We start from the raw sequence: 25815 nt of genomic DNA, 5'->3' as shown, positions 1-25815 counted from the left end.
ATGGTTTCGGGATGAATGAGGGGTATCGGGAGCAGTGACTACGGGGAACTCCGACGGTGGCATCGCCGCGAGGCTCGACCGCGCGAAGCGGGCGATGCCTTGGCTTGCCCTCCGTAACTGGCGAGTGCGCTGGCGACTGACCGCGCTCGTCCTGGTTCCCACCATCGCCGGCGTCGTGCTCGGGGGAGCGCGCGTGGTGGAATCCGTACAGAGTGTCGCCGCCTTCGACCGCACGGCCGTCGCGGCCGTGCAGGCGGAGCGGGTGCGCGCCCTCGTGCAGGCCCTCGGGCTGGAGCGCGACACCGGCGGCTGGCACAACGCCGCACGATCTCAGCGCAAGCGGCTGGAGAAGCCGTACGAGGAGCGCAAGGCGGAGGTCGACCGGCTCGTCCAGTCCGTGAAGACCGACCTCGGCGAGATGGACGAGTCCTACGGCGACCGCGTCACCCAGGCCGTCGCACGCGCCCACATCGACCTGGACAACCTCGACAAGATCCGGGCAGAGGGCCAGCGCGACACCACCCGCTACGACACGCTGATGGACACGCTGCTCCGGCTGCACGACGAGCTGAGCCTGCTCAGCGAGGACTCCGAGATCGTCGGCAACTTCCGCGCGCTGAGCGCCCTGACCAGGGCCAAGGAGCAGGTTTCCCGCCAGCGCGTCCAGCTCCTGCGCGGCCACTACAACGCCGACAGCGTGGACGCCAAAGAGGTCGAGCGGTTCATCGCCGCCAACGCCGCCCAGCGCGCCCAGATCGAGGCCGTGACCCAGGAGGCCGGCGCCCAGGTCGGCATGGACCTGCAGCGCGCGCTGACCATGCCCGAGTACTACAACAGCGAGCTGACCAAGTCCCGCGCGGTCACGCTGGCCAGCGGCCGCGCGCCCGGCGTCCGGATCCGCGACAACCTGCTCGCCTCGACCAGCCCCGACACGGCGGCGCCGGACCAGTGGTTCGACGACAACAGCAAGGTCATCGCCGCGCTCGTCTCTGTCGAGAACAAGGTCGCCGAGCAGGTGGCGCTCCGCTCGCAGGAGCTGCGCGACCGGGAGATACGCAACGCGATCATCGCCGGCACGCTGATCATCGGGCTGCTGCTGATCGTGCTGCTGCTCACCGTCGCCATCGCCCGCTCGATGGTGACCCCGCTGCGCCGCCTGCGCACCGAGGCCCTGGAGATCGCCGGGTTCCGGCTGCCGGACGTGGTCCGCCAGCTCCGCGTCTCCCAGGAGACCACCGCTCCCGAGATCCGGCCGATCGAGGTCGCGGGCAACGACGAGATCGGCGAGGTGGCCCGCGCCTTCGACCAGGTGCACCGCCAGGCGGTGCGGCTGGCCGCCGAGGAGGCCGAGCTGCGCGGCAACATCAGCGCCATGTTCGTCAACCTCTCGCGGCGCACCCAGACGCTGGTCGAGCGGCAGATCTCGCTGATCGACGGCCTGGAGAAGAGCGAGCAGGACGGCGGCCGGCTGGCCGACCTGTTCAAGCTCGACCACCTGGCCACCCGCATGCGCCGCAACTCCGAGAACCTCCTGGTCCTCGCCGGTCACGAGCCCACCCGCCGGCGCAGCCAGCCGGCCAAGCTGATCGACGTGGTGCGCGCCTCGCTGTCGGAGGTCGAAGGATACGAGCGCGTGCAGGTCAAGGTGCACCGCGCCACCTCCGTGCTCGGCAGCGTCGCCAACGACCTGGTCCACCTGGTGGCCGAGCTGGTGGAGAACGCGCTGCAGTTCTCGCCCAGCAACTCCCAGGTCACCGTCTCCAGCAGCCTCATCGAGGGCGGCGGGGCGCTGCTCTCGGTCACCGACACCGGCATCAGCATGACCGAGGAGGAGCTGGCCGAGGCCAACCGCCGCCTGGCCGAGCCGCCGGTGGTGGACGTGTCGGTGTCGCGCCGCATGGGCCTGTTCGTCGTCGGCCGCCTGGCGCTGCGCCACGGCATCCGGGTGCAGCTGCGCCGGGGCGACGGCACCGGTCTGATCGCGATGGTGCTCATCCCGCCGGTGCTCATCCAGGACTCCAGCAGGCAGCCGCTGCCGCAGCGGCCCGCGTTCGGCGGAGGCAGCACGTCCGTCCCGCACCGGCCGCACGTGCCCGCGCAGAACGGCTACCTCTCGCAGGGAAGCCTCGAGTCCTACGACTCCGGCGCCGGGCGGGCCCCGGCGGGGCCGTTCGGGCCCGACACCGACGCGCCGCGTCACCCGTCCTTCGACTCGGGGACGTTCCCCTCGTACCCGAGCCAGGCGGGCCAGCCGCAGGGCTTCTCGCCGGGCTCCCACCCGTCGGCGCCGCCTGCTCAGGAACGGCCCGGCTCCTACCCGTCGGGACCCCACCCGGCGGCGCCGCCCGCTCAGGAACGGCCGGGCTCCTACCCGTCGTACCCGGGCCCGGAGCTGCCGCGCCGCAAGCCCGCGCGCTCGGACTTCCCCAGCCCCGACTACCCGAGCCACGACTACCCGAGCCCGGACTATCCCAGCCCGGACTATCCCAGCTCTGAGGGCCTGCGCCCGGCGCCCGGCGGCCAGTACGGCACGAACGACGTGCGCACGCCGGAGCCGCCGCCCTCGGTGGACGTCTCGCCGATGGACGCCGACCAGGAGGAGTACCTGCCGATCTTCGCCGCGGTGGAGTCGGCCTGGTTCCGCCGGCCGCAGGGCGAGCAGGAGCAGGGGGCGGGCACCAGCGACGACACTTCCGGTCAGCCCGTACCCTCTGTGGAGGAAACGTGGCAGACCGCCGCCGACGCCGGTTGGCAGGCGGCGGCCGCCGCCAGCGACCCCAGCCTGGGCGGAGTCACCTCCGCCGGGCTGCCCAAACGCCAGCCGAAGGCGAACCTCGTGCCGGGATCGGTGAGCAGACCGGCGCCTCAGCAGCAGGCTCAGGCGCCCCGGCCGCCGCTGTCGGCCGAGCGGATGCGCAACAGGATGGCCAGCTTCCAGCAGGGAATCCGGCGGGGCCGCGCGGAAGTACGCGAACAGGAGGAACAAGAGTGATCGAGCGTCCTGAGGAGGGCGAGTGACGACCCTCAGTCATGAGGCGCACCGGTTCGACTGGCTGATCACCGATTTCGTGCGGAACACGCCCGGAGTCGCGCATGCCGTCGTCGTATCGGCGGACGGCCTGTGCCTGGCCGCCTCGGAAGGATTCCCGCCGGACCGGGCCGACCAGCTCGCCGCCGTCTCGGCCGGGCTGCTGAGCCTCACCGTGGGCGCCTCCCGGGTGTTCGAGGGCGGCGCGGTGACGCAGACCGTGGTCGAGATGGAGCGCGGCCTGCTGGTCGTCATGGCGATCAGCGACGGTTCCGTGCTGACCGTGCTGGCCTCGGCCGAGTGCGACATGGGACTGGTGGCGTACCAGATGACGCTGCTAGTCGACCGCGCGGGCCAGGCGCTCACGCCGGCCCTGCGCGCCGAGCTGCAAGCGGCCAGGACGCGGTGATGTGAGTGAGGAGGAGGGGAGAGGGCCGTGTACGGGAGTGACGGGCACGGGGACGAAGAGCCCCTGTTCCGTCCCTACGCGGTGACGGGCGGACGCTCCGAACCGCGCTACCACTTGGCGATGGAGACGTTGATCTCCTCGATGTCCATTCCGGACGACGAGATGGCCATGCTCACTCCCGAGCAGGAAGCGATCATGCAGCTCTGCCGGTCGTTCCGGTCGGTCGCCGAGATCTCGGCCCTGCTCCGGGTCCCGCTGGGCGTGGCCCGGGTGCTGGTCGCAGACATGTCCGATGAAGGGCTCGTCCGCCTGCACGCGCCACGCCTGGAGCAGGGACAGCCAGACCTCAACATGCTCGAAAGGGTGCTCAGTGGACTTCGCAGGCTCTAGCCCCGGCCTCACCTCGACGAAGATCGTGGTCGCGGGCGGCTTCGGCGTCGGCAAGACGACGTTCGTGGGGGCGGTGTCCGAAATCCTGCCGCTGACCACCGAGGCGGTCATGACCGACGCCTCCGCGGGAATCGACGACATCGGCCTCACCCCGCACAAGCAGACCACCACGGTCGCGATGGACTTCGGCCGGGTGTCGCTGGACCGGGACCTGATCCTGTATCTGTTCGGCACGCCGGGCCAGCACCGGTTCTGGTTCATGTGGGACGACCTGGTGCGCGGCGCGATCGGCGCGGTGGTGCTGGTCGACACGCGGCGGCTGGCCGACAGCTTCCCGGCCATCGACTACTTCGAAGAGGCGGGGCTGCCGTTCGTCATCGCGATCAACGGGTGGGACGGGCAGTTCCAGCACGGCGACACCGAGGTCCGCGAGGCGCTGGCGCTCTCCCCGCAGGTGCCGATCGTCCGTACGGACGCGCGGGACCGGGAGGCGGTCAAGGGCACGCTGATCTCCCTGGTGGAGCACGTGGTGCGGCTGCGGGCGGCGCCCGTTTAGGACAGGCGAATTACCGGAAATATGAGGCTTGCCCACACTACGCTCTTGATCTCCGAGGATCTGATGGAGACAGAGGGCGTGCATGGTGTGGATCGCATTGGCGGGCGGCCTCGCCGTCATCGGTGTGATCGTCTGGTCCTTCAGGCGCAACGCCTCCCGGGCTGAGGAGCCCGCTCTACACCGGTCCCCGCGGGGCTGGGCGGACCGGCTCGACGAGAACGGGCGGGTGGCCTTCAGAGAAGGGCTGCGGGCGTACCAGGACAAGGTGGGCCCACTCGACGTCGGCGAGGACCGCGGCGTGCTGACCGTGCGCCGGCCGCCGGCGCTCGTCTCGCTGTACCTGCTCGCGGACCGGTTCGCCGAGCGCGGCCCCGAGGGGCTGTACGACCCCGAGGAGACGGTGCGCCAGCTGGTGACCTCGTGCCTGGCCGCCGAACAGCCCGGCGTGCTGCACCTGCGCCCCGGCTGGCTCGACGGCGAGATCGACGGCCTGGACCGGGGCGCCTTCGCCGCGGCGGTGCGGGAGATCGTCTGCCCGGATCGGGACGGCTGCCGCGCGGACCCGGACGCCGGCCTGCTGGAGGTCGCCGTCGCGCCCGAGGGCGGCGACGAGGGCAACACGCTCCTGCTCGACCTGGCCCGCGTGCTCGACGCCTACGAGAAGCTACGCGCCGACCGGCCCGGCATGCCCGCCCGCGCCCTCCTGCGCGACGTGCTCTTCCGCCTCCTGACCGAGGACGGCCCCGGCCTGGCCTGGACCCGGCCCCCGACCGCCAGGCACCGCGCCACCGTCCTCGCCGCCGGCCCCACCGAACGCCGCCCCGCCAGCTGAGACGCCGCGCCCGCCGAGGGATGTCCCCCGAGTTGAGGTGCCGTCCCCTGGGGTGAGTGGCCAGGACCGACCGCGTCGGGACCCTGCGTGCTAGGTGTCGGTGGAGCGGGTGTCGATCAGGGCTTGGATGCCGTCGAGGACGCGCTGGAGGCCGAACTCGAAGGCGTGGTCGGCGCTGTAGGCGGCGCCGAGGGCTTCGCCGGCCGCCTGGCCGACGCGGGCGGCGGTGGGGAAGCGGTCGGGGTCGGCGATGAGGCTGAAGAAGGGCGCGTGCGCGGCCCACCACTGCTCGTCGGACATCCCGGTCTGGCTCTCCGCCTGGGCGGCCTCCACCGCGCCCCGGGCCGTGCCGTGCACGAATCCGGTGATCAGCGTGATGACCGAGTCCATCTCCACGTCGGTGAGCCCGATGCCGTCGATGGCCCGCAGCTCGTAGTCGTACTTGGCGGTCACGTTCGGCCCCAGCACCGGGCGGCTGGTGGCGACCTGCAGCAGCCAGGGGTGGCGCTGGTAGAGCGCCCAGTTCTCGCGGGCGATCAGCTCCAGCCGGGCCCGCCAGCCGCCGGGCACGTCCTCGGGCCTGGCCGTCTCGCCGTAGACGGTGTCGAGCATGACGTCGAGCAGCTCCGGCTTGCCGGGCACGTAGGTGTAGAGCGACATGGTGCCGACGCCCAGCCGCTCCGCCACCCGGCGCATGGACAGCGCCTGCAGCCCCTCGGTGTCGGCCACCTCGATGGCGGCGCGCACGATCCGGTCGACGCTGAGGTCGGGTTTGCCCTTCCGGCTGACGCGCTCGCTGGTGCGCCAGAGCAGCGCGAGGCTGCGCGCCGGGTCTCCCTTGCCGCTGTATTCCACCGTCACCCTTCGTACGGTACACCGTACGGTTGCGCAGCTCCACCGTGCACTGTACCGTACGCCGTACGACGGAAATGAGGAGGTGCGATGGCGGTGATCGAGGCGCGCGGGCTGCGCAAGACCTACCGCGGCAAGACCGCCCTGGACGGCTTCGACCTGGAGGTGGCCGAGGGCACGGTCTGCGGACTGCTCGGCCCCAACGGCGCGGGCAAGACGACCGCGGTGCGCATCCTGACCACGCTCCTGCGCGCCGACGGCGGGCGCGCGAGCGTGGCGGGGCACGACGTGGCGCGCCACCCCCGCCGGGTGCGGCGGTCGATCGGCCTGGTCGGGCAGTACGCGGCGGTCGACGAGCTGCTGACCGGGCGGCAGAACCTGGAGCTGTTCGGCCGGCTCTACCACCTGGACGCCCGCTCGGCCCGCGACCGGGCGGCCGAGCTGCTGGACGCGTTCGGGCTGGACCATCCGGGTCCGGTGGGGGAGTACTCGGGCGGCATGCGGCGCAGGCTCGACCTGGCCGCGAGCATGATCCTCGACCCGGCCGTGCTCTTCCTCGACGAGCCGACCACCGGGCTCGACCCGCGCAGCCGCGGCGAGGTCTGGCAGGCGGTGCGCGGGCTGGTCGCGGGCGGCACCACCGTGCTGCTCACCACGCAGTACCTGGAGGAGGCCGACCAGCTCGCCGGGCGCGTCGTGGTGATCGACGCCGGGCGGGTGGTGGCCGGGGGCACACCCGACGAGCTGAAGTCCCGGCTCGGCGGCGACCGGCTCGACGTGGTGATCCGCGACCCGGAACGGCTGGGCGAGGCGGCCGGGATCGTGGCCGCGGCGGCGGGCGGCCCGGCGGCGGCCGACCCTGACACCCGGCGCGTCAGCGTGCCGGTGACCGACCGGGTCGCGGCCCTGGCGGCCGTGCTGCCCGCCCTGACCGGGGTCGGGGTCGAGGCCGACGACGTGGCCGTCCGCAGGCCGACCCTGGACGAGGTGTTCCTGAGCCTGACCGGCACGAGGAGGGAAGAGGGATGACGACGCTCGCCCCGGAGATAGCGGACGGACCGCTGACACGGCTGCGCTGGGCGCTGGCCGACGGCTGGACCGTGGCCCGCCGGGACCTGCTGCACTGGGCCGCCCAGCCGATGACCGTGGTGTTCGGGATCGTGTTCCCCATCATGATCACGCTGGCCTTCGGCTACCTGTTCGGGGGCGCGGTGGCGGTGCCGGAGGGGGCCGACTACTTCACCTTCCTCATGCCCGGCATGTACGGCATGACGATGCTGTTCGGGCTGAGCGCCACCATGACCGCCGTCATCACCGACCTGAACAGGGGCGTCACCGACCGGTTCCGCGCCATGCCGATGGCGCCGGCGGCCGTGCTCATCGGCCGCGCCGTCGCCGACCTGCTCAACTCCGTGCTCGTGCTGGCGGGCCTGATCGCCTGCGGCCTCGCGGTCGGCTGGCGCCCGGCCACCCCGCAGGGCGCGCTCGGCGCGGTGGCGCTGCTCCTGCTGCTGCGCTTCGCCCTGCTGTGGGCGGGCATCTACCTGGGCCTGCTGGTCCGGAACCCGGGCACGACCGTGGTGATCCAGACGCTGGAGTTCCCGGTCGGGTTCCTGTCCAACGCCTTCGTCGCCCCGTCCACCATGCCGGGCTGGCTGGGCGCGCTGTCGGAGTGGAACCCGCTGTCGTCCACCGTGGCCGCCGCCCGCGAGCTGTTCGGCAACCCGGGCTGGGGCGGCGACTCGTGGGTGGCGCGGCACCCGGTCCTGATGGCCGTGGTGTGGCCGCTGGCGCTGACGGTCGTCTTCTTCATCCTGTCGGTCCGGGCGTACCAGCGCCTGGACCGCTGACCTGGTGGCGGTAGAAGTCGACCGGCTCCGGCGGCAGCGGGGTGTCGCCGAGGATGAGGTCGGCCGACTTCTCCGCGAGCATCATGACCGGGGCGTAGATGTTGCCGTTCGTCACGTACGGCATGACCGAGGCGTCCACCACGCGCAGGCCCTCGACGCCGTGCACCCGCAGGGTCTCCGGGTCGACCACCGACAGCTCGTCGACGCCCATCTTGCAGGTGCACGACGGGTGCAGCGCCGTCTCGCCGTCGCGGGCGACCCACTCCAGGATCTCCTCGTCGGTCTGCACCGACGGGCCCGGGGACAGCTCGCCGCCGTCGAGGTCGGCCCAGGCGGGCTGGGACAGGATGTTCCTGGCGTGCCTGACGGCCTCCACCCACTCGCGCCGGTCCTGCTCGGTCGACAGGTAGTTGAAGCGCAGGGCCGGCTTGACCCGCGGGTCGGCCGAGGTGATGCGGACCGAGCCGCGGGCGTCGGAGTACATCGGGCCGATGTGCACCTGGTAGCCGTGGCCGCCAGCCGGGGCGGAGCCGTCGTAGCGGACCGCGATCGGCAGGAAGTGGAACATCAGGTTCGGGTACGCGACCTCGTCGTTGGAGCGGATGAACCCGCCCGCCTCGAAGTGGTTGGTGGCCCCCGGCCCGCCGCGCAGGAACAGCCACTGGGCGCCGATGAAGGGTCTGCGCCACATGGCCAGCGAGGGCTGCTGCGACACCGGTTTCAGGCACGCGTGCTGGACGTACACCTCCAGGTGGTCCTGGAGGTTCTCGCCCACGCCGGGCAGGTCGTGCACCACCGGGATGCCGAGTGGCTCCAGCAGCGAGGCGGGGCCGACGCCGGACAGCTGCAGCAGCTGCGGGGAGTTGATCGCGCCGCTGCAGACGATGACCTCGCCCGCCTCGATGCGCTCGCCGTCGCAGACGACGCCGGTCGCCCGCTTGCCGTCGAAGACGATCCGCTCCACGAAGGCCCGGGTCCTGACGGTCAGGTTGCGGCGCCGGCGCACCGGGTGGAGGTACGCGCGGGCGGCGCTGAGCCGCCGGCCGCGGTGCAGGTTGCGGTCGAAGGCCGCGAAGCCCTCCTGGCGGTAGCCGTTCACGTCGTCGGTGAGCGGGTGCCCGGCCTGCTGCACGGCCTCGAAGAACGCCTCGAACAGCGGCCCCTTCGCCGGCCCGCGCTCCAGCTTGAGCGGGCCCTGCCCGCCGCGGAAGTCGCTGTCCGGGTCGGCCAGGCAGCTCTCCATCTTCTTGAAGTACGGCAGGCAGTGCGCGTAGTCCCAGCTCTCCATGCCGGGGTCGGACGCCCAGCGCTCGTAGTCGAGCGGGTTGCCGCGCTGGAAGATCATGCCGTTGATGCTGCTGGAGCCGCCAAGCACCTTGCCGCGGGCGTGGTAGACGCGGCGGCCGTTCATGTGCGGCTCGGGTTCGGACTCGTACTTCCAGTCGTAGAACCTGCTGCCGATGGGGAACATCAGCGCGGCCGGCATGTGGATGAACACGTCCCACCGCCAGTCGGCGCGCCCGGCCTCCAGCACCAGCACCGACACGGACGGGTCGGCGCTCAGCCGGTTGGCCAGGGCGCAGCCGGCCGAGCCGCCGCCCACGATGACGAAGTCGTACCTCACCGGGGGATCCAGTCCTTCCACACGATCTCGTTCTCGTCCACCCAGCGCTTGGCGGCCTCGGCGGCCGACAGGTCCTCGTTGACCATGTCGCTGGCGACCTTGTTCTGGTCGTCGTTGGTCCACTTGAAGTTGCGGACCAGCTCGTAGGCCTTTCCGCCGGTCTCGGCGAACCTCTTGCTCACGATCTTGTCGAGGAGGTACGGGGGATAGTCGCACGCGACCTTGGCCGGGCGCGTGTCGCAGCCGATGGCGTGCGCGGGCAGATTGATCTTCACCAGTTTGACCTTGGTGAAAAGGTGCTGCGGCTCGTAGAAGTAGAGCAGCAGCGGCGTCTTGTTCTTGGTGGCCGACTGGGCGGCCTTGATGAGAGCGTCCTCGCTCCCGGAGTAGACGACCTTGTAATTCAGCTTGAGATTCTTGATCAACGCCTCGTCATTGGTGACGAACGAGGGGTCGCCGTCGAGCATCTGCCCGAGTTCGCCGGATTGCGGGGTCTTGAAGAGGTGCGCGTACTTGTTTAGGTTTCGCCAGTCCGTAATGTCCGGATATTGCCTGACCATCCATTCCGGGACATACCACCCGATAACCCCTTTGTTGCCGGTGAGACCGGCGGAGAGCGCGACCTTGCGCTTCTCGATGTACTCCTCCTTGAGGTCGTTGTGACCCCAGTTCTCCACGATGACGTCGACCTCGCCGCTCTCGAACCCCTTCCAGGAGTCCGCTTCGGCCATTTCGCGCGTCTCCACCCGGTAACCCAGCTGGGTCTTGAGCAGGTGGGCCAGCACGGCGGCCTGGGCCTGGTAACCCGCCCAGCCGTGGATGTCGATCTTGACGGTCCGGTTGGCGTCGGCCCTGGTGGCGGGCTCCTCGCCGGTGCAGGCGGTCAGCAGCAGGGCCAGCGCGAGCGGCCCGGCGAGAATCTTGGTTCGCATGAGAGTCTCCGGCGCCCGTGACCCGCGCGGGGCGGGTCACGGGTCTCAAGGGGGATCGGAGTGGCTTACTTGGGGATCCAGGCCTGCCACTTGTCCGGGTTGGCCTCGATCCACTTCTTGGCGGCGTCCTCACCGGACATGCCGCCGTTGGTCATGTCGTCGGACACCTGGTTCTGGTCCGCGTTGGTCCAGTTGAAGTTCTTGACCAGCTCGTACGCCTTGCCCCCGGTGTCGGCGAACTTCTTGCTGACGATCTTGTCGAGGTCCATCTCCGGGTAGTCGCAGGCGACCTTCTTCGGGTCGGCGTCGCAGCCCTCGGTGTACTCGGGCAGCTTCACCCGGACCAGCTCGGTCTGGCTGAACAGCCAGTGCGGGTCCCAGAAGTAGAACAGCAGCGGCTTCTTCTGCGCCTGCGCCTGCTGGGCGCTCTTGATCAGCGCGGCCTCGCTGCCGCCGGTGACGATCTTGAAGTCGAGCTTGAGGTTCTTGATGAGCGCGGCCTCGTTGCTGACGTACGAGGGGTCGCCGAACAGCAGCTGGCCCTTGCCGCCGGACTCGGAGGTCTTGAACAGGTCGGCGTACTTGTTGAGGTTCTTCCAGTCGGTGATGTCGGGGTGCTCGTCGGCCATCCACTTCGGGATGTACCAGCCGATCACGCCCTTGTTGCCGGTCGAGCCCGCCTCGACGGCGACCTGCTTCTCCTCGATGTACTGCTTCTTGAGGTCCGGGTGGCCCCAGTTCTCGATGATGACGTCGACGTCGCCGGTCTCGAAGCCCTCCCAGGCGAGCTGCTCCTTGATCTCCGGCATCTCGACGGTGTAGCCGAGCTCGTTCTTCAGCAGGTAGGCCACCACGTTGGCGCTCGCCTCGTACCCGACCCACGGGTTGACCGCGATCTTCACCGTGCCGGCCGGGGAGGCGGAGTCGGCGGAGCCCTCGGGGGAGGCGGCGGTCGTCGCGCCGTCACCGTCGACGGTGGCCCCGCCGCAGCCGGTGGCGAGCGCGAGCGTCAAGAGGCCTGCGAACAGGCGAATCTTCATGTGAAATTCCTTTTCCGGGGGAGGGAACGCCCGTCGGCGCCCTGCGTGATGCGGTCGAGCATGACTCCGAGCAGGACCGTGGCGACACCGGCGACGAAGCCCATGCCGAAGTCGGGACGCTGGGAGAATCCGAGTACGACGTCGTAGCCCAGCGCGCCGGCCCCGACCAGCCCGCCGACCACGACCATGGCGAGGGTCAGCACGATCCCCTGGTTGGCGGCGAGCAGGATGGCCCGGCGGGCCAGCGGCAGCTGCACCTTCCGGAGGATCTGCCCGGGGGTCGAGCCGGTGGAGGTCGCGGCCTCGATCACCGAGGCGGGCACGTTCCTGATGCCGTCCTCGACCAGCCGCACCACGGGCGGCACGGCGTAGATGACCGAGGCGAAGATCGCGGTGAACCGGGTGGTGCCGAACAGGGCCAGCGCCGGGAGCAGGTAGACGAACGCGGGCATGGTCTGCGCGGCGTCCAGCAGCGGGCGCTGCACGACGGAGAACCGGTCGGAGCGGGCGGCGGCGATGCCCAGCAGCACGCCGATCGCCAGGGTGGCGACGACCGCGACCGCGACCGTGGTCAGCGTCCGCATCGAGTGCTCCCACGTACCGAGCAGCGCGATGCCCAGCAGGCAGGCCAGCGCCGTCAGCGCGGGCCGGGCCCCGCTGACCCGCCAGGCGGCCAGCAGCACCCCGGCGGCGACCAGCCACCACGGCGCGGTGGTGAACACCGTCTCCAGCGGGTTGAGCAGGTAGATCGTGACCGTGTCCTTGATGAACGTGGTGACGCCGTACCAGCTCGTCTCGGCCCAGAGCACGGTCTCGTTGATCGGGCGGGTGACGCTGACCGTGAGCTCCGCGGGCCACTGCCGCGGCACGAACGCCGCCGCCGCCAGCCCGGTGAGCGCCAGCGCGCCCGCCGCCGCGAGCCTGCCGCGGCCGATCCGGCTGTGCGGGTCGCGCCTCGCCACCGCGACCATTATCCGGTCCAGCACCACCGCCATGATCACGATCGCGATGCCGGCCGGGAGCATGATGCCGACCTGCGCCCTGGACAGGCCGCGGATGATGTCGGAGCCGAGGCCGGGCGCGGAGATCAGGTTGGCGATGACCACCATCGACAGCGCCATCATGATGGTCTGGTTCACGGCCAGCGCCATGGTGGAGCGCGCCAACGGCAGATACACCTTGAACAGCGTCTGCGTACGGGTGGCGCCCAGCGAGGCGGAGGCCTCGACCGCGGTGGGGGAGACCTGCCCGATGGCCAGCGCCGTGATGCGGATCGCGGGCGGCATCGAGTAGATCATCGTGGCGATCGCGCCGGCCGGGGCGCCGATGTGGAAGAAGAGCGCGAGCGGCGCCAGGTAGGCGAAGGTCGGCATGATCTGCATGACGTCCAGCACCGGCGTGATGGCCTTGCGCACCCGCTCCGACAGCCCCGCCCAGACGCCGATCGGGACGCCGATCGCCAGCGACAGCAGCACCGCCGCCGCGACCAGGGCGAGCGTCTCGACGCTCGACTGCCAGAGCCCGAACACGCCGAACGAGGCGAACCCGGCCACCGCCCCCAGCGCCACCCGCCAGCCGCCCGCCAGCCAGGCGAGCCCGCCCATGACCCCGATCAGCCCCGGCCACCCCATCGCGACCAGCGTCGACAGGAAGAACGTGTAGACCAGGTCGACGAACAGGCGGATGTAGTTGAGGAAGTACAGGAAGATCGGGTTGTCGTTGCGGTGGTCGTCGATCCACTCGCGCAGCTCGGTGACGGCGGTGAACGGCGCCGCCTCGCTGTTGTGCGGCAGCGTGCCGGTGCCGCGGAAGACCAGGTACACCAGGACGAACAGGACCGTGATCCCCGCCGGGGCGGCCCATCTCGGCATCCGCAGCCCGGAGGCGGAGGTGACGGTCGTGCTGCTCATGCGCCGGCCCGTGCCGCCGCGGGCGTCTTCTGGCCGGACAGGAAGGCGAGCAGGTCCACCCGGTCGACCACCCCGGCCAGCTCCTCCCCGTCCATGACCCGGATCGGCCTGGAGGACTCGGAGGCGGCGCCGATGGCGTCCTGGACGACCGTCGCGGCGGGCAGCGCGGGCCCGTCCAGCGGCTCGCCGCTCTCGGGCGGCCGGGCGATCCAGCGCAGCGTCAGCACCTGGCTCCTGGGCACGTCGTGGACGAAGTCGGCCACGTAGTCGTCGGCCGGGGCGCCCACCAGCTCCTCGGGGCTGCCGATCTGGACGATCTCGCCGTCCCGCATGATCGCGATGCGTTCGCCCAGCTTGAGCGCCTCGGACAAGTCGTGGGTGATGAACACCATCGTCTTGCCGACCTCGCGGTGCAGGCGGATGATCTCGGCCTGCATGTCGCGGCGGATCAGCGGGTCGAGCGCGCTGAACGGCTCGTCGAAGAGCATGACCTGGGGGTCCACGGCGAGCGCGCGGGCCAGGCCGACGCGCTGCTGCATGCCGCCGGAGAGCTGGTCGGGGTAGGCGTCGGCGTGACCCTCCAGGCCCACCAGCGACAGGATCTCCCCGGCCCGCTCGTGCCTGGCGGCCCTGGGCACGCCCTGGACCTCCAGCCCGTACGCCACGTTCTCGATCACCCGGCGGTGCGGCAGCAGGCCGAAGTGCTGGAACACCATGCTGACGTGGTGCCGGCGCAGGTCGCGCAGGCGGGCGGGGGAGGCGGCGATCACGTCCTCGCCGCCGATCGTCACGCTTCCGGCGGTGGGCTCGATGAGCCGGGTGAGGCACCGTACGAGCGTGGATTTGCCGCTCCCGGACAGGCCCATGACGACGAAGACCTCGCCGGGACGGACCTCGAAGCCGACGTCCCGCACGGCGGCGGTGCAGCCTGTCTTCTCTCGGAGTGCGGCGGGGTCCAGGTGCCTGTCCTCGCTCGCCAGCACTCTCTCGGACTTGGGCCCGAAAATCTTCCAGAGCCCTTCGACCGCGATGGCCGCGTTCTCAGGGGACACCCCGCACTCCTCGCCTTCTCGCCTAGGGGGCTCAACATATGGCGTCAAGAAAGAAAAACTCAACGTTGTGACCGTTAGGAGACCTGTGCGCATCTGCGGTGTTATGTCCTTGGACCGTGCAAAACACCCATTCTCGGACATAGCCGGGCGTAATGCATTATTTCTGACCATATGGTCTTCATAAATGGAGCCCCAGGTTCTATGCTCATGCGTCACACTGCTTGACTTATGCCGCGTTATGGTCTCTTGGCTGGCCTGGCGCGGGTGTGTTCCAATTACCCGGGCTTGCGGAGATTTTCCAGGGGTCACAAGGCCATAGATTTGCGCCGATACAGGGCGAGAGGTTGTGTTCGGTGAGTACTGAGTTAGCAGAGCGTCCGCCGGAAGAAGGCAGGTGGCGGCTGCGTAACTGGCGTGTCCGAGCCCGGCTCGTCGCCCTGATCCTGGTGCCGACAGCGGCCGCCGTCCTGCTCGGCGGGATTCAAGTGATCGCCTCGGCCGGCGCCGCCGCCGACTACGCCCGGATCAACCAGCTCGCCCGCCTCAGCGAACAGGTCGGCGGCCTCACCCACGAACTCTCCGGGGAACGCGCCAGACTCTCCTGGTTCATCGCCCGCAACCGCCCGCAATCCCAGCTCCCCGACGTACGCGCCCAGATCGGCAAGACCGACGCCGCCATCCGCGAGGTCAGAGAGACCGCCGAAGGGCTGCTCGGCCAGGTCACCGGCCGGACCGCCGACCAGATCCAGAACATGCTCAACCGGTTCGACGACCTGCGCGGGCTGCGTAAACAGGCCATCGAGGCCGACCTGCTCCCCGGCGCGACCGTCCAGCTCTACACCACCGTCGTCAACGACCTGCTCTCCATCCACAACCAGCTGATCAGCGGCAGCCAGGACGACGAGCTGTTCCGGCAGACCCGCATGCTCGACGCGCTCGCCCGCGCCAAGGAGAGCGTCTCCCTCCAGCAGGCCCTGCTCACCACGGCCCTGGTGGAAGGATCCATCAGCCAGGAACAGCTCAAGACCTTCCTCGGCGAGCTGTCCCGCGAGGAGACCCAGCGCAAGGCCTTCTCCGAGGAGGCCACCGCCGAGGAACGGCGCTTCTTCGACGAGACCGTCAACGGCCACTCCGCCGAGGACATGCTGTTCCTGCGCGAACTGGTGCTCATCCGCGCCACCGCGGGGCAGTCGCTGCGCGGCCTCGACCTGGCCAGCCGCGACGACGCCAGGCGCTGGTTCGAGGCCTCCACCACCGTCGTCGACTCCCTGCGTACGGTCGAGCAGCGCCAGGCCGAGGGCATCCACAGCCGCAGCGAGTCGCTCAGCGCCGCCGAACAGCAGCGCGCGTACGTGATCGCGGGCGCCGTCCTCGCCCTGCTCATCGCGGTGCTGGCGATCACCACCGGGGTGGCACGGTCCCTCGTCCGCCCGCTGCGCAGGCTCCGCGCCGAGGCCCTGGAGATCGCCGGCAAGCGGCTGCCCGAGTTCGTCCAGCACCTGCGGGAGTCCCGCGACGGCGCGGTCGACGCCGAGGTGCCGCCCATCGGCGTCTTCTCCAGGGACGAGGTCGGCGAGGTCGCGCGGGCCTTCGACGAGGTCCACCGGGAGGCGGTGCGGCTGGCCGGCGACGAGGCCCGGCTGCGCGCCAACGTCAACGCCATGTTCGTCAACCTGTCGCGGCGCAGCCAGACGCTCGTCGAGCGGCAGCTCACCCTCATCGAACGGCTGGAACGCGGCGAACGCGACGACGACCGGCTGGCCGACCTGTTCAAGCTCGACCACCTGGCCACCCGCATGCGCCGCAACTCCGAGAACCTGCTGGTCCTGGCCGGTCAGGAGGCCGCGCGCAAGTGGAGCCAGCCGGTTGAGCTGATGGACGTGGTCCGGGCCGCGCTCGGCGAGGTCGAGAGCTACGACCGGGTCAGCATCCAGATCCAGTCGGACGCGGCCATCGCCGGCCAGGCGGTCAACGACGTCGTCCACCTGCTCGCCGAGCTGATCGAGAACGCCGTGTCGTTCTCCTCGAACGACACCCGGGTCGTCATCTCCAGCAGCCGCATCGACGGCGGCGGGCTCATGGTCGCCGTCACCGACCAGGGCATCGGCATGAGCGGCGAAGAGCTCGCCGAGTGCAACTGGCGGCTGGCCAACCCGCCGGTCGTGGACGTGTCGGTGTCGCGCCGGATGGGGCTGTTCGTGGTCGGGCGGCTGGCGCTGCGGCACCACATCAAGGTGCAGCTGCGCCGCCAGGACGTGGGCGGGCTCTCCGCTATGGTCCTGCTGCCCGAGGCGCTGCTGACCCCCGTCCCCGGGGCCACCGCCGCCGCGCCCTTCCCGCAGCAGCAGGGGCCCTCGGCCGCCGACCCTTCGTCGTTCGCGCACGTGCCGATGCAGGCCAGCACCGCGCATCCGGGGATCGGCCATCCGTCCGTCCCGGGTACGGTCTATCCGTCGCTGGAGTCGGTGCCCGAGCCGTCGTCCTGGTTCAGCTCGTCCCACACCCCGTCGGGAGACGGCGCCTTCACCGGAGACAGCCGCAGCTTCCCCTCGGACGCCGCCCCTTCCCAGGACAACCCCTTCGTCTCCCAGGACAACCCGTTCGCCTCCCGCGACTTCCCGCAGGCCCCCGCCTTCGGCGGATCCTCCGGCTTCCAGCAGGGCGGCGGGTACGGCGCATCCCACGACGTCTCGCAGGAAGGCGCGTTGCCGCGGCGGTTGCCGCCGGACGGGGGACTGGGCGGGGATCTGCCGCGCCGTCTCCCCGCTGAGGACGGCGGTCTGCCCCGGCGGCGGCCGCCGGAGGGCGAGGCATCCCAGGGCGAGTACCTGCCGGTCTTCGCCTCGGTGGAGTCCGGCCCGCCGGCGTCGAGCTGGTTCACCAAGCCCGCCTTCACCGACGAGCCCGCCCCTCAGGACGCGGCGCCGGAGCGGTCCTGGCAGTCCGACGAGTCCTGGTCCGCGAGCGAGACCGCCGCGATACCCAAGATCGACCCCTCCGCCCCGCCGCCGTCCCGGAGCGACGAGTGGTCCTCGCCCGCCGACACCGGCTGGCAGGCCGCCGTCGCGGCCCGGGAACCGGCGATGGGCGGCGTGACCAGCTCCGGCCTGCCCAAACGGACCCCCAAGGCGAACCTGGTGCCCGGCACCGCGGCGCCCGCCCCGTCTCCGGCGCCCGCGCCGCCGGTGTCTCCCGACCGGCTCCGCAGCAGGCTCTCCAGCTACCAGCAGGGTGTGCGCAAGGGCCGGGCCGAGCTTGAGGAGGACTGATGAGGGATCTGAGCCAGGCGGCCAGGGACGTGAACTGGCTGGTGTCCAACTTCGTGGAGGAGGTGCCCGGAGCGGCGCACGCCGTGGTCGTCTCGGCCGACGGCCTGCCGATGGCGTTCTCCCGGGGCTTCCCCAAGGACCGGGCCGACCAGCTCGCGGCCATCGCCGCCGGGCTGGTCAGCCTGACCGAGGGGGCGGCCAAGGTCTTCGAGGGCGGTCACGTCGTCCAGACCCTGGTGGAGATGAGAGGCGGCCTGCTCCTGGTGATGTCGATCAGCGACGGGTCCTGCCTGGCCGTGCTGGCCGCGCCGGACTGCGACATGGGCCTGGTGGCCTACCAGATGACGGTCCTGGTGGAACGGGCAGGGCAGGTGCTCACGCCCGACGTGCGGGCGGAACTGTCGGCCGCGCGGCCCTGGTGATGGGAGTAGACGTTGGCATCGTGGCATGGCGGCGAGCCGGAGCCGGAGCGCAGCTCATTGGTGAGGATGTACGCCGTCACGGGCGGCCGTACCCGCAGCACGCTGGCGATGGAGGCGCTGGTCTCCTCGGCGACGTCGATCCAGCTCGGTCACACCTACACGCGTGAGTACCGGCAGATCAGCGAGCTGTGCCGGCAGGTGAGGTCGGTGGCGGAGATCTCCGCGCTGCTGGCCATGCCGCTCGGCGTGGCCCGGGTGCTGGTCGCCGACATGGAGGCAGAGGGGCTGGTCAGGGTGTATCAGCCGCAGTTGGACGCAGGCAAGCCGGACAGGGGCCTGCTCGAAAGGGTGCTCAGTGGACTTCGCAGGCTCTAGCCCCGGGCTCACCTCGACGAAGATCGTGGTGGCCGGCGGCTTCGGGGTGGGCAAGACGACGTTCGTGGGGGCGGTGTCCGAGATCATGCCGCTCACCACGGAGGCGGTGATGACGGACGCGTCGGCCGGGGTCGACGACGTCTCGCTCACGCCCAACAAGAGAACCACGACGGTGGCGATGGACTTCGGCCGGGTGTCGCTGGACAGGGATCTGATCCTGTACCTGTTCGGCACCCCCGGCCAGCATCGCTTCTGGTTCATGTGGGACGACCTGGTCAAAGGGGCGATCGGCGCGGTCGTGCTGGTCGACACGCGCCGATTGGCCGACAGCTTCCCGGCGATCGACTACTTCGAAGAGGCCAAGCTGCCCTTCGTGATCGCGCTCAACGGGTGGAACGGCGAGTTCCCGCACGACGAGCACGAGGTGCGCGACGCGCTCACCGTCGCGCCGCACATCCCGGTCGTCCGGACCGACGCCCGCAGCCGTGAAGCGGTCAAGTCGACCCTCATCACGCTGGTCGAGCACGCTCTGACGGTCCGTTCCCCCTACTGAGCCCGGCTACTGGGCCGACCACCAGGTGGCCGCCACGAGCTCCGCCACCAGGGTCTCCGTCAGCAGCCGGACGTCCGGGTCGTCGTCGTGCGCGTACCGCACGGCCGCCGCCGCGTCCTTCACCTCGCCGCCGACGGTGACGATCGTGGAGCCGCGCTCGCGTACCCAGTCCATCGCCTGCTCGTCGTAGCGGGAGCCGGGGAAGAGCAGCGCCCGGTAGGACAGCGTCTTCGTCAGGTAGACGTCCACGTGCGCCCAGTCGCCCGTCTCGCAGGCGTCGGACGGCCTGCGGGGGCACTCGCGGATCATGAGCGCCGACTGCTCCGCCGACGACAGCCGCTCGGTGGGGGCGATCATGTAGACGCCGTGCGGCCCGTCCAGCAGCTCCAGCACCCGCGGCAGCCAGTCGTCGCGCCGCTCCAGCAGGTCGGTGGTGGCCTCGGCGGCGCGCCGCACCAAGGCGGGAACGTTCCGGCCGGCGCCGGTGAGGCGGGACTCCAGGGCGAGGAGGAGGGCGAGCGTGTGCTGGTAGGACCGGCAGGCCACCCCGCCGCGCTCCTCGCGGGCGTGCATGGGGACCACCAGGTTCGCGGCCTCGGTGATCGGCGAGCCGGGCGTGTTGGTGAGCGCCATCAGGAGCGACGCGCCGCCCGCGTACCGCTCCACCGCGTCCAGCGTCTCCCGGCTGCCGCCGGTCGCCGAGATGGGGACGACCAGCGTACGGGGGTCGGGCGGGAAGGTCGCGGCGGCCGAGGCGTACTCGGCCCAGGCGTTCACCCCGGCGGCGCGCATCCGCAGCGCGGCGACCCCGGCGGCGAACCGGGAGCTGCCCATGCCGAGGAAGAGCACCCGGTCGATGCCCTCGGGCAGCCCCGCGAACGGGTCCTCGGCGTCGAGCGCCGCGGCCAGGTCGGCGAGGGCGGCGGGCTTGGCCTCAAGGTCGGCCAGGAACAGGTCGGGATTCACGGGTTCTCCTCGGGATACCAGGTGCGCAGCACGCCCATCGGGGCGTACCGCCAGCGAGGCAGGTGGCGGGCCGCGTAGATCAGCTCGCGGCACTCCTGCTCGACTTCGAAGGGCCTGATCAGGTTCTTGTCCAGCAGTTCGGGCCGGCCGCGTTCGGCCAGGCGTCGCTCGTACGCGCCGAGCATCAGGTCGCGGGCCTCGCGAGCCCAGGCCGCGGCGCGGCCGGCGGGCAGGCCGCGGCGCTTGACCGCGACCTGGGCGACGTGCTCGACGCTGGTGGCGAGCTGGGCGACGTCGCGGGCGGCGGGCTGGTACGGGTCGGCGTCGGTGACGGTGGGGTTGCCGTCGAAGTCGATGACGGCGTAGCCGTCGCGCCAGCGGAGGATCTGGCCGACGTGCAGGTCGCCGTGGATGCGGATCAGGGGGGTGGCGGGGGCGGTGGCCAGCGGCGCGAGCTCCGCCCGGAGGCGACCGGCGGCGGATTCCAGCCAGGCGCCGTCGGGCCCGCCGGTCAGGGCCAGGGCCTCCTTGAGGGCGTCCTCGGCACGGCCGGCGTAGTCGCGCCCGCCGGACGGTTCGCCGGGCAGGGCGGCGAGCGTGAGGTGGAGGTCGGCCGCCAGGGCGCCCAGGACGGGGGCGAAGGCGGTGTCGCCGGCCTCGGCGTCGTCCACGCACCAGGTCCAGCCGTCCACGGCGTCGGGCAGGTAGCCGGTGACGAGGGCCAGCAGCCGGTCCCCGGCGAGCAGCGCGGCGTAGGGCGGGGCGGTGTGCGTGAATCCGGCGCGGGCCAGTTCCGGGAGCACGTCGAGCGCCGGGTGCGGAATCGGGACCGGCGGTGTGAGCCATTTCACGACGACGCGCTCATTCACCACCACGGAGTAATTCGTCTGATCGACGTGGGCTCCGAACTCGCGTTCCGCCGGCACCCCGATGTGGCATCCGGTGGCGTCATGCGAGAGGCTGGGCAGCGGCAGGAAGCGCCGGACCTCGAACGGCGGCGGCACCTCCCCCTTGATCGCCTCCAGCAGAGCGGCGGTGAGACCGCGGTCTCGCTCGGTGAGCGGATTCTCACCCAGAGACAGCAATCGGTCCCAAATTGAATTCGAATTCAACACAGAGATCAAACTTCCAGGTAGCAATGTCCGTCAAAGTCTTGCTCATGTTGATTTCTGCTGCAACACTCCTCATCTGGTCTGTCGTGCCCGGTTGGTCGCGCGACCCCCCCAATCGCACAGTTCCTAAGGAGTAGCGACCGTGTTCCGAACCCGGTTCACCCGTCGTCTTCCGGCTGCCGTCGCGGCCGCCGGCCTCGCGCTCGCCGTCGCGGCGTGCGGCGGTGGATCGACCGACAGCGCAGAGACCACGGCCCAGGCAGCCCAGCTCGACCCCAACGCCGACCTGACCAAGCAGCAGCTCACGGTCACCGTGTGGGACGGCTACACGCCGCAGGAGCTGCAGGACATGGTCAAGAACGAGCTCAAGATCTCTGACATCAACGTCACCCTGCACGACACCAACGAAGTCGCGATGAGCAAGCTGACCGCCAGCGGCGATCACGGCATCGACGTCGCCTTCGTCTCCGGGCAGTACGCGCAGGCGCTCAACGAGCAGGGGCTGCTGGAGCCGATCCACGCCGAGCTCATCCCGAACCTGGCCAACCTGTACCCCGAGGCTACCCAGCTGTCCTACGACAAGGGCAACAAGTTCTCGGTGCCCTACACCTGGGGCACGACCGGCATCTGCTACCGGAGTGACCTGGTGAAGCAGGAGCCGACGAGCTGGATGGACATCCTCAAGCCGCCGTCCTGGGCCGAGAAGAAGGTCACCATGATGACCACCGAGCGCTGGCTGGCCCTGCCCGCCATCAAGGCCCTCGGCTACTCGGTCAACACCGACAAGGACGACGAGATCGCCAAGGTCAAGGAGCTGCTCCTGGAGGCCAAGCAGCACCTGCTGGCCTACGACGACCTCACCTTCGGCGACCGGCTGATCAAGGGCGAGGCCGTCATGGTCGAGGCGTGGGACGGCTGGTGCCCGACCACCGACGAGAAGCAGAACATCAAGTTCGCGGTGCCGAAGGAGGGCAGCGACCTCTGGGTGGACACCATGGTGATCATGAAGTCCTCCAAGAACAAGGAGGCCGCGCACGCCTTCATCAACTACATCCTCAGCCCCGACGTGCACCGCTGGGCCGCCGAGAACATCAACTACAAGGTGCCCAACAAGGCCGCGATGGACAAGGTCAAGATCGTCCCGGGCTCGCTGCTGGGCATCAAGCCGGCCGAGCTGCTCAACGGTGAGTCGATCATCGACATCGGCCAGGCCAGCACCAAGTACACCCGGATGGCGTCCGAGGTCAAGGCCGAGTAAGTGTGAAGGACAAGCCCGAATCCCGGCCGGTGTCCCTATCCAGAGGGCGCCGGCTGGGTGCGTTCGTGTTCCTCGCGCCGGGGCTGGCCTACCTGGCCGTGCTGCTGCTGGTGCCGCTGGGGCTGGTGCTCAGCTACACGGTCTTCCAGCGCGGCCGGTTCGGCGGGGTGGTGTACGAGTTCACCACGGAGAACTTCACCCGCCTGTTCGACTCGCTCTATCTGCGCGTGCTCCTCGACTCGCTGCAGATCGCGGGTCTGGCGACGCTGATCGCGCTGCTGCTCGGCTACCCCACGGCCTACCTGATCGCCCAGCTGCCGCGTAAGTGGAAGACGATCGCGCTGGTCGCGATCGTGCTGCCGTTCTGGACGAACTTCATCATCCGGGTCTACGCCTGGATCATCCTGCTGAGCCCGGAAGGACTGATCAACGGCTGGCTCCAGGCGTTCGGCTTCGGCCCGTACGAGCTGCTCTACAACCGGGGCGCGATCGTCCTCGGCCTGCTCTACTCGTACCTGCCGCTGATGGTGCTGCCGCTCTACGCCGCCATCGAGAAGCTCGACCCGCAGCTGCGGGAGGCCTCGGCCAACCTCGGCGCCTCGGCGTTCACCACCTTCCGCAAGGTCACGCTGCCGCTGACACTGCCGGGCGCGATCACCGGGAGCCTGTTCGTGTTCGTGCCCAGCTTCGGCAACTTCGTCATCCCCGAGATGCTCGGAGGCGGCAAGTCGAACATGGTGGGCAACCTGATCCGCAGCGAGTTCCTGTCGGCGCGTGACTGGCCGTTCGGCTCGACGCTGGCGCTGGCGCTCATCGCCGTGCTGCTCGTGCTCCTGGTCTTGCAGGCGTGGGTGACGCGCCGTGCGTAGATCAGGATGGCTGCACCTCCCGTTCTGGGCGACGTACGTGTTCCTGTACGCGCCGATCGTGGTGCTGGTGGTGATGTCGTTCAACTCCGGCCGTTCCGCCTACACCTTCGAGGGCTTCAGCCTCGAGTGGTACGGCGAGCTGGCCGGGGACGAGCGGGTCATGGGCGGTCTGGTCAACACGCTCATCGTGGCCGGCGGGTCCACCGTGATCGCCACCGTGCTCGGCACCATGCTGGCCGTCGGCCTGGCCAGGCACTCCAGATCGAAGGTCCTGGACGCGCTGGCGTTCATGCCGGCCGTGCTGCCGGACCTGGTGCTCGCGATCGGGCTGCTGCTCTTCTACGGCCTGATCCAGCTCACGCTCGGGCTGTACTCCGCGGTGCTGGCGCACGCGCTGTTCTCGATGGCGTTCGTGGCGGCCGTGGTCCGCACCCGGCTGTCGGGCGCGGACAGCTCCCTGGAGGAGGCCTCCCGCGACCTGGGCGCCGGGCCGGTCACCACCTTCATGAGGATCACGCTGCCCCAGCTCGCCCCCGGGGTCATCGCGGGTGCGCTGCTGGCGTTCACGCTGTCGCTGGACGAGTTCGTGATCGCCTACTTCACCATCGGCAACACCGAGCAGACGCTGCCGATCGTCATCTACTCAATGATCCGTTTCGGGGTCACCCCGAAGATCAACGCGCTGGCCGCGATCCTGCTCCTGGTGAGCTTCACGGCGGTGATCGCCGGACAGCGACTGACCAAGATCGGGGAGAGGGTTCCGCGTGCTCAAGATTGACGGGATCACCCGCAGGTTCGGCGACGTCACCGCGCTCGACGACGTCACGCTGGAGATCGAGCAGGGCGAGTTCTTCGCCCTGCTCGGCCCGTCCGGCTGCGGCAAGACGACGCTGCTGCGCATCATCGCCGGTTTCGAGACGCCCGACGCCGGCACCGTGACGCTCGACGGCGAGGACCTGCTGAGCAGGCAGCCGAACCGCCGGCCCATCAGCCTCATGTTCCAGTCGTACGCGCTGTTCCCGCACATGACCGTGGCGAAGAACGTCGCGTACGGCCTGGAGCAGGAGAAGCTGCCCCGCGCCGAGATCAAGCAGCGGGTCGGCGAGGTGCTGGAGACGGTGGGCCTGTCGGAGCTGGCCGGCCGCAAGCCGCACCAGCTCTCCGGCGGCCAGCGCCAGCGCGTCGCGCTGGCGCGTTCCATCGTCAAGCGCCCGCGCCTGCTCCTGCTGGACGAGCCGCTGTCGGCGCTGGACAAGAAGGTCCGCGCCGACATGCAGCTGGAGCTGAAACGGCTGCAGAACGAGGTCGGCATCACGTTCGTGGTCGTCACGCACGACCAGGAGGAGGCCATGTCGCTGGCCGACCGCATCGCGGTCTTCGACCGCGGCAGGGTGTGCCAGGTGGACGAGCCGGTCGCGCTCTACGACCGGCCCCGCAGCCGCTTCGTCGCCGACTTCGTCGGCGCCAACAACCTCTTCGAGGGTACGGCCGGAGCCAAGGACGAGCTGGAGACCGAGGACTTCGGCGTGCTGCCCGGCACCCCGGCCGAGGACGTGAAGCAGGGCGACAAGGCGCTGCTGGCCGTGCGGCCGGAGAAAATCGGGCTGAGCCAGGTCTCAGAGGACTCAGAGACCACAGAAGCCGCGGAAGGCGCAGAAGGCACAGAAAGCTCGGAAGTCACGGGCGAAACCGGGCTTAAGGGCACCGTGGTGGACGTAAGCTTCTACGGAGGCGTCTCGCACATCTCGGTCGACGTCCCCGGCCAGCCCCGGCATGTCCTGGTGGCGGTCCAGGGCGCGAGCGAGGTGAAGCCGGGCGCCGAGGTGCGGCTCGCATGGCAGGCCGAAGAGGCGGTCATCATCCCGGTGGATCAATGAATGAGATCGTTCCCTGTCACCGTCCGCGCGTACGACAGGATCAGCTCGGCGGCTTCGTCGGGCCCGATGAGGGGGTGCCTCGCGGTGATGCGGTACCCGTACGCGTCCTCCAGCGCGACGAGGTTGCGCGAGATCGTCAGCGTGTCGGTGGTGAGCCGGAAGACGCCCAGCGCCGCCCCCGTGTCGAGGATCGACTGATACATCGACACCTGACGGTCGTAGAGCGAGGTGAGCAGCAGGCCGTAGACGCGGTTGCGGCCTGCCGCGCCGCCCATCTCGTTGAGCAGCCGCACGTCGGGGTCGAGCGCCCCGGTCGGCAGGCCCGAGCGGATGGTGAGCACCAGCTTGGCGACCGGGTCGGTGAGCGAGGCGATCTGCCGCAGCCGCTGCTCGTAGAAGCGCTCCATGCCCGCGTGCTGCGCCTCGACCAGCAGCTCGCTCAGGTCGGGGTAGTGGTAGAGCACCGCGCCGGAGGTCAGCCCGGCCTCCTCGGCCACGTGCGAGAGCTGGACGCGGTCGAGGCCGTGTCTGATGATGGCCCGCCGCGCCGCCTCGATCAGGTCGATGCGCCGGTCACTGCGGCTCTTACGCTGGGCCATCTTCGCCTTCGCTTCCCAGAGTTGGCTTTACATTCAGGAA

The 25815-nt window shown here is 70.3% G+C and carries 24 protein-coding genes; 15 read left to right on the top strand and 9 right to left on the bottom strand.

The window, feature by feature from the left end:
* Window positions 1-124 precede the first annotated feature (124 nt).
* The 5 genes from AB0J42_RS14985 to AB0J42_RS14965 all read left to right on the top strand — a co-directional run bounded on the left by AB0J42_RS14985 (window position 125) and on the right by AB0J42_RS14965 (window position 5215).
* Window positions 125-2992 (top strand): nitrate- and nitrite sensing domain-containing protein, encoded by a 2868-nt coding sequence (locus AB0J42_RS14985; protein ID WP_364293705.1) that lies wholly within the window; start codon window positions 125-127, stop codon window positions 2990-2992.
* Between the two features lie 22 nt (window positions 2993-3014).
* On the top strand, window positions 3015-3437 hold the full coding sequence (locus tag AB0J42_RS14980; protein ID WP_364293702.1) for a roadblock/LC7 domain-containing protein: 423 nt from the start codon (window positions 3015-3017) through the stop codon (window positions 3435-3437).
* A 27-nt stretch (window positions 3438-3464) separates the two neighbouring features.
* Window positions 3465-3827 carry a DUF742 domain-containing protein gene (locus AB0J42_RS14975; RefSeq protein ID WP_364293699.1) on the top strand — a complete coding sequence of 121 codons (363 nt, stop codon included), beginning with the start codon at window positions 3465-3467 and terminating at the stop codon, window positions 3825-3827.
* On the top strand, window positions 3808-4383 hold the full coding sequence (locus AB0J42_RS14970; protein ID WP_364293696.1) for an ATP/GTP-binding protein: 576 nt from the start codon (window positions 3808-3810) through the stop codon (window positions 4381-4383). The genes AB0J42_RS14975 and AB0J42_RS14970 overlap by 20 nt, the downstream gene beginning before the upstream one ends.
* Window positions 4384-4465: 82 nt before the next feature.
* A complete protein-coding gene (locus tag AB0J42_RS14965) occupies window positions 4466-5215 on the top strand; it encodes a hypothetical protein (protein ID WP_364293693.1) in 750 nt (249 codons plus the stop codon).
* Between the two features lie 90 nt (window positions 5216-5305).
* Here the strand turns inward: AB0J42_RS14965 and AB0J42_RS14960 are convergent, their stop codons facing one another.
* On the bottom strand, window positions 5306-6076 hold the full coding sequence (locus AB0J42_RS14960; RefSeq protein WP_364293690.1) for a TetR/AcrR family transcriptional regulator: 771 nt from the start codon (window positions 6074-6076) through the stop codon (window positions 5306-5308).
* A gap of 81 nt (window positions 6077-6157) precedes the next feature.
* On the opposite strand from AB0J42_RS14960, the gene AB0J42_RS14955 reads away from it, so the two are divergent.
* Both AB0J42_RS14955 and AB0J42_RS14950 read left to right on the top strand, forming a co-directional pair.
* Window positions 6158-7096 (top strand): ATP-binding cassette domain-containing protein, encoded by a 939-nt coding sequence (locus AB0J42_RS14955; RefSeq protein WP_364293687.1) that lies wholly within the window; start codon window positions 6158-6160, stop codon window positions 7094-7096.
* Window positions 7093-7917 carry an ABC transporter permease gene (locus tag AB0J42_RS14950; protein ID WP_364293684.1) on the top strand — a complete coding sequence of 275 codons (825 nt, stop codon included), beginning with the start codon at window positions 7093-7095 and terminating at the stop codon, window positions 7915-7917. Before AB0J42_RS14955 ends, AB0J42_RS14950 begins: the two co-directional genes overlap by 4 nt.
* Here AB0J42_RS14950 and betA read toward each other — a convergent pair.
* The 5 genes from betA to AB0J42_RS14925 all read right to left on the bottom strand — a co-directional run bounded on the left by betA (window position 7877) and on the right by AB0J42_RS14925 (window position 14475).
* Window positions 7877-9541, bottom strand: a complete 1665-nt coding sequence (gene betA / locus AB0J42_RS14945) for a choline dehydrogenase (RefSeq protein ID WP_364293681.1) — start codon at window positions 9539-9541, stop codon at window positions 7877-7879. The genes AB0J42_RS14950 and betA overlap by 41 nt on opposite strands.
* A complete protein-coding gene (locus AB0J42_RS14940; protein WP_364293678.1) occupies window positions 9538-10473 on the bottom strand; it encodes an ABC transporter substrate-binding protein in 936 nt (311 codons plus the stop codon). Before AB0J42_RS14940 ends, betA begins: the two co-directional genes overlap by 4 nt.
* A 65-nt stretch (window positions 10474-10538) precedes the next feature.
* Window positions 10539-11513, bottom strand: a complete 975-nt coding sequence (locus AB0J42_RS14935; RefSeq protein WP_364293675.1) for an ABC transporter substrate-binding protein — start codon at window positions 11511-11513, stop codon at window positions 10539-10541.
* Window positions 11510-13423, bottom strand: a complete 1914-nt coding sequence (locus tag AB0J42_RS14930) for an ABC transporter permease subunit (RefSeq protein WP_364293672.1) — start codon at window positions 13421-13423, stop codon at window positions 11510-11512. Before AB0J42_RS14930 ends, AB0J42_RS14935 begins: the two co-directional genes overlap by 4 nt.
* Window positions 13420-14475 (bottom strand): glycine betaine/L-proline ABC transporter ATP-binding protein, encoded by a 1056-nt coding sequence (locus tag AB0J42_RS14925; protein ID WP_364293669.1) that lies wholly within the window; start codon window positions 14473-14475, stop codon window positions 13420-13422. The genes AB0J42_RS14930 and AB0J42_RS14925 overlap by 4 nt, the downstream gene beginning before the upstream one ends.
* Before the next feature lie 353 nt (window positions 14476-14828).
* Between AB0J42_RS14925 and AB0J42_RS14920 the strand changes: the two genes are divergently transcribed.
* The 4 genes from AB0J42_RS14920 to AB0J42_RS14905 all read left to right on the top strand — a co-directional run bounded on the left by AB0J42_RS14920 (window position 14829) and on the right by AB0J42_RS14905 (window position 19094).
* On the top strand, window positions 14829-17744 hold the full coding sequence (locus AB0J42_RS14920) for a nitrate- and nitrite sensing domain-containing protein (protein ID WP_364293666.1): 2916 nt from the start codon (window positions 14829-14831) through the stop codon (window positions 17742-17744).
* An 8-nt stretch (window positions 17745-17752) separates the two neighbouring features.
* A complete protein-coding gene (locus tag AB0J42_RS14915) occupies window positions 17753-18166 on the top strand; it encodes a roadblock/LC7 domain-containing protein (RefSeq protein ID WP_364294066.1) in 414 nt (137 codons plus the stop codon).
* Window positions 18167-18232: 66 nt separating this feature from the next.
* Complete coding sequence (locus AB0J42_RS14910; RefSeq protein ID WP_364294063.1) at window positions 18233-18541, top strand: DUF742 domain-containing protein; 309 nt, start codon at window positions 18233-18235, stop codon at window positions 18539-18541.
* Complete coding sequence (locus tag AB0J42_RS14905; protein WP_364293663.1) at window positions 18522-19094, top strand: ATP/GTP-binding protein; 573 nt, start codon at window positions 18522-18524, stop codon at window positions 19092-19094. Before AB0J42_RS14910 ends, AB0J42_RS14905 begins: the two co-directional genes overlap by 20 nt.
* Before the next feature lie 6 nt (window positions 19095-19100).
* Here AB0J42_RS14905 and AB0J42_RS14900 read toward each other — a convergent pair whose 3' ends face one another.
* Together AB0J42_RS14900 and AB0J42_RS14895 are read right to left on the bottom strand one after the other, a co-directional pair.
* Complete coding sequence (locus AB0J42_RS14900; RefSeq protein ID WP_364293660.1) at window positions 19101-20060, bottom strand: SIS domain-containing protein; 960 nt, start codon at window positions 20058-20060, stop codon at window positions 19101-19103.
* A complete protein-coding gene (locus AB0J42_RS14895; protein ID WP_364293657.1) occupies window positions 20057-21145 on the bottom strand; it encodes a hypothetical protein in 1089 nt (362 codons plus the stop codon). Before AB0J42_RS14895 ends, AB0J42_RS14900 begins: the two co-directional genes overlap by 4 nt.
* 169 nt (window positions 21146-21314) lie before the next feature.
* On the opposite strand from AB0J42_RS14895, the gene AB0J42_RS14890 reads away from it, so the two are divergent.
* The 4 genes from AB0J42_RS14890 (at window position 21315) to AB0J42_RS14875 (ending at window position 25176) form a co-directional block, all read left to right on the top strand.
* Complete coding sequence (locus tag AB0J42_RS14890) at window positions 21315-22430, top strand: spermidine/putrescine ABC transporter substrate-binding protein (RefSeq protein WP_364293654.1); 1116 nt, start codon at window positions 21315-21317, stop codon at window positions 22428-22430.
* Between the two features lie 65 nt (window positions 22431-22495).
* Window positions 22496-23299: an ABC transporter permease gene (locus tag AB0J42_RS14885; RefSeq protein ID WP_364293651.1), complete on the top strand. Its 804-nt coding sequence runs from the start codon at window positions 22496-22498 to the stop codon at window positions 23297-23299.
* Window positions 23292-24077, top strand: coding sequence for an ABC transporter permease (locus tag AB0J42_RS14880; protein WP_364293648.1), 786 nt, complete (start codon window positions 23292-23294; stop codon window positions 24075-24077). The genes AB0J42_RS14885 and AB0J42_RS14880 overlap by 8 nt, the downstream gene beginning before the upstream one ends.
* Window positions 24064-25176, top strand: a complete 1113-nt coding sequence (locus AB0J42_RS14875; RefSeq protein WP_364293645.1) for an ABC transporter ATP-binding protein — start codon at window positions 24064-24066, stop codon at window positions 25174-25176. The genes AB0J42_RS14880 and AB0J42_RS14875 overlap by 14 nt, the downstream gene beginning before the upstream one ends.
* On the opposite strand, the gene AB0J42_RS14870 is transcribed toward AB0J42_RS14875, so the two are convergent.
* Window positions 25170-25775, bottom strand: a complete 606-nt coding sequence (locus AB0J42_RS14870) for a helix-turn-helix domain-containing protein (RefSeq protein ID WP_364293642.1) — start codon at window positions 25773-25775, stop codon at window positions 25170-25172. The two genes, AB0J42_RS14875 and AB0J42_RS14870, sit on opposite strands and share 7 nt — an antisense overlap.
* Window positions 25776-25815 lie beyond the last annotated feature (40 nt).

The organism is Nonomuraea sp. NPDC049649 (assembly GCF_040675175.1).
Lineage (GTDB): Bacteria > Actinomycetota > Actinomycetes > Streptosporangiales > Streptosporangiaceae > Nonomuraea.
This window is presented reverse-complemented; position numbering and strand designations above follow the sequence as displayed.

What these genes read in the sequence shown, in the direction of transcription:
- AB0J42_RS14930 (WP_364293672.1), bottom strand. Translation starts at nt 13,423, where the DNA reads ATGAGCAGCACGACCGTCACCTCCGCCTCCGGGCTGCGGATGCCGAGA.
- AB0J42_RS14950 (WP_364293684.1), top strand. Translation starts at nt 7,093, where the DNA reads ATGACGACGCTCGCCCCGGAGATAGCGGACGGACCGCTGACACGGCTG.
- AB0J42_RS14955 (WP_364293687.1), top strand. Translation starts at nt 6,158, where the DNA reads ATGGCGGTGATCGAGGCGCGCGGGCTGCGCAAGACCTACCGCGGCAAG.
- AB0J42_RS14870 (WP_364293642.1), bottom strand. Translation starts at nt 25,775, where the DNA reads ATGGCCCAGCGTAAGAGCCGCAGTGACCGGCGCATCGACCTGATCGAG.
- AB0J42_RS14935 (WP_364293675.1), bottom strand. Translation starts at nt 11,513, where the DNA reads ATGAAGATTCGCCTGTTCGCAGGCCTCTTGACGCTCGCGCTCGCCACC.
- AB0J42_RS14940 (WP_364293678.1), bottom strand. Translation starts at nt 10,473, where the DNA reads ATGCGAACCAAGATTCTCGCCGGGCCGCTCGCGCTGGCCCTGCTGCTG.
- AB0J42_RS14910 (WP_364294063.1), top strand. Translation starts at nt 18,233, where the DNA reads ATGTACGCCGTCACGGGCGGCCGTACCCGCAGCACGCTGGCGATGGAG.
- AB0J42_RS14965 (WP_364293693.1), top strand. Translation starts at nt 4,466, where the DNA reads ATGGTGTGGATCGCATTGGCGGGCGGCCTCGCCGTCATCGGTGTGATC.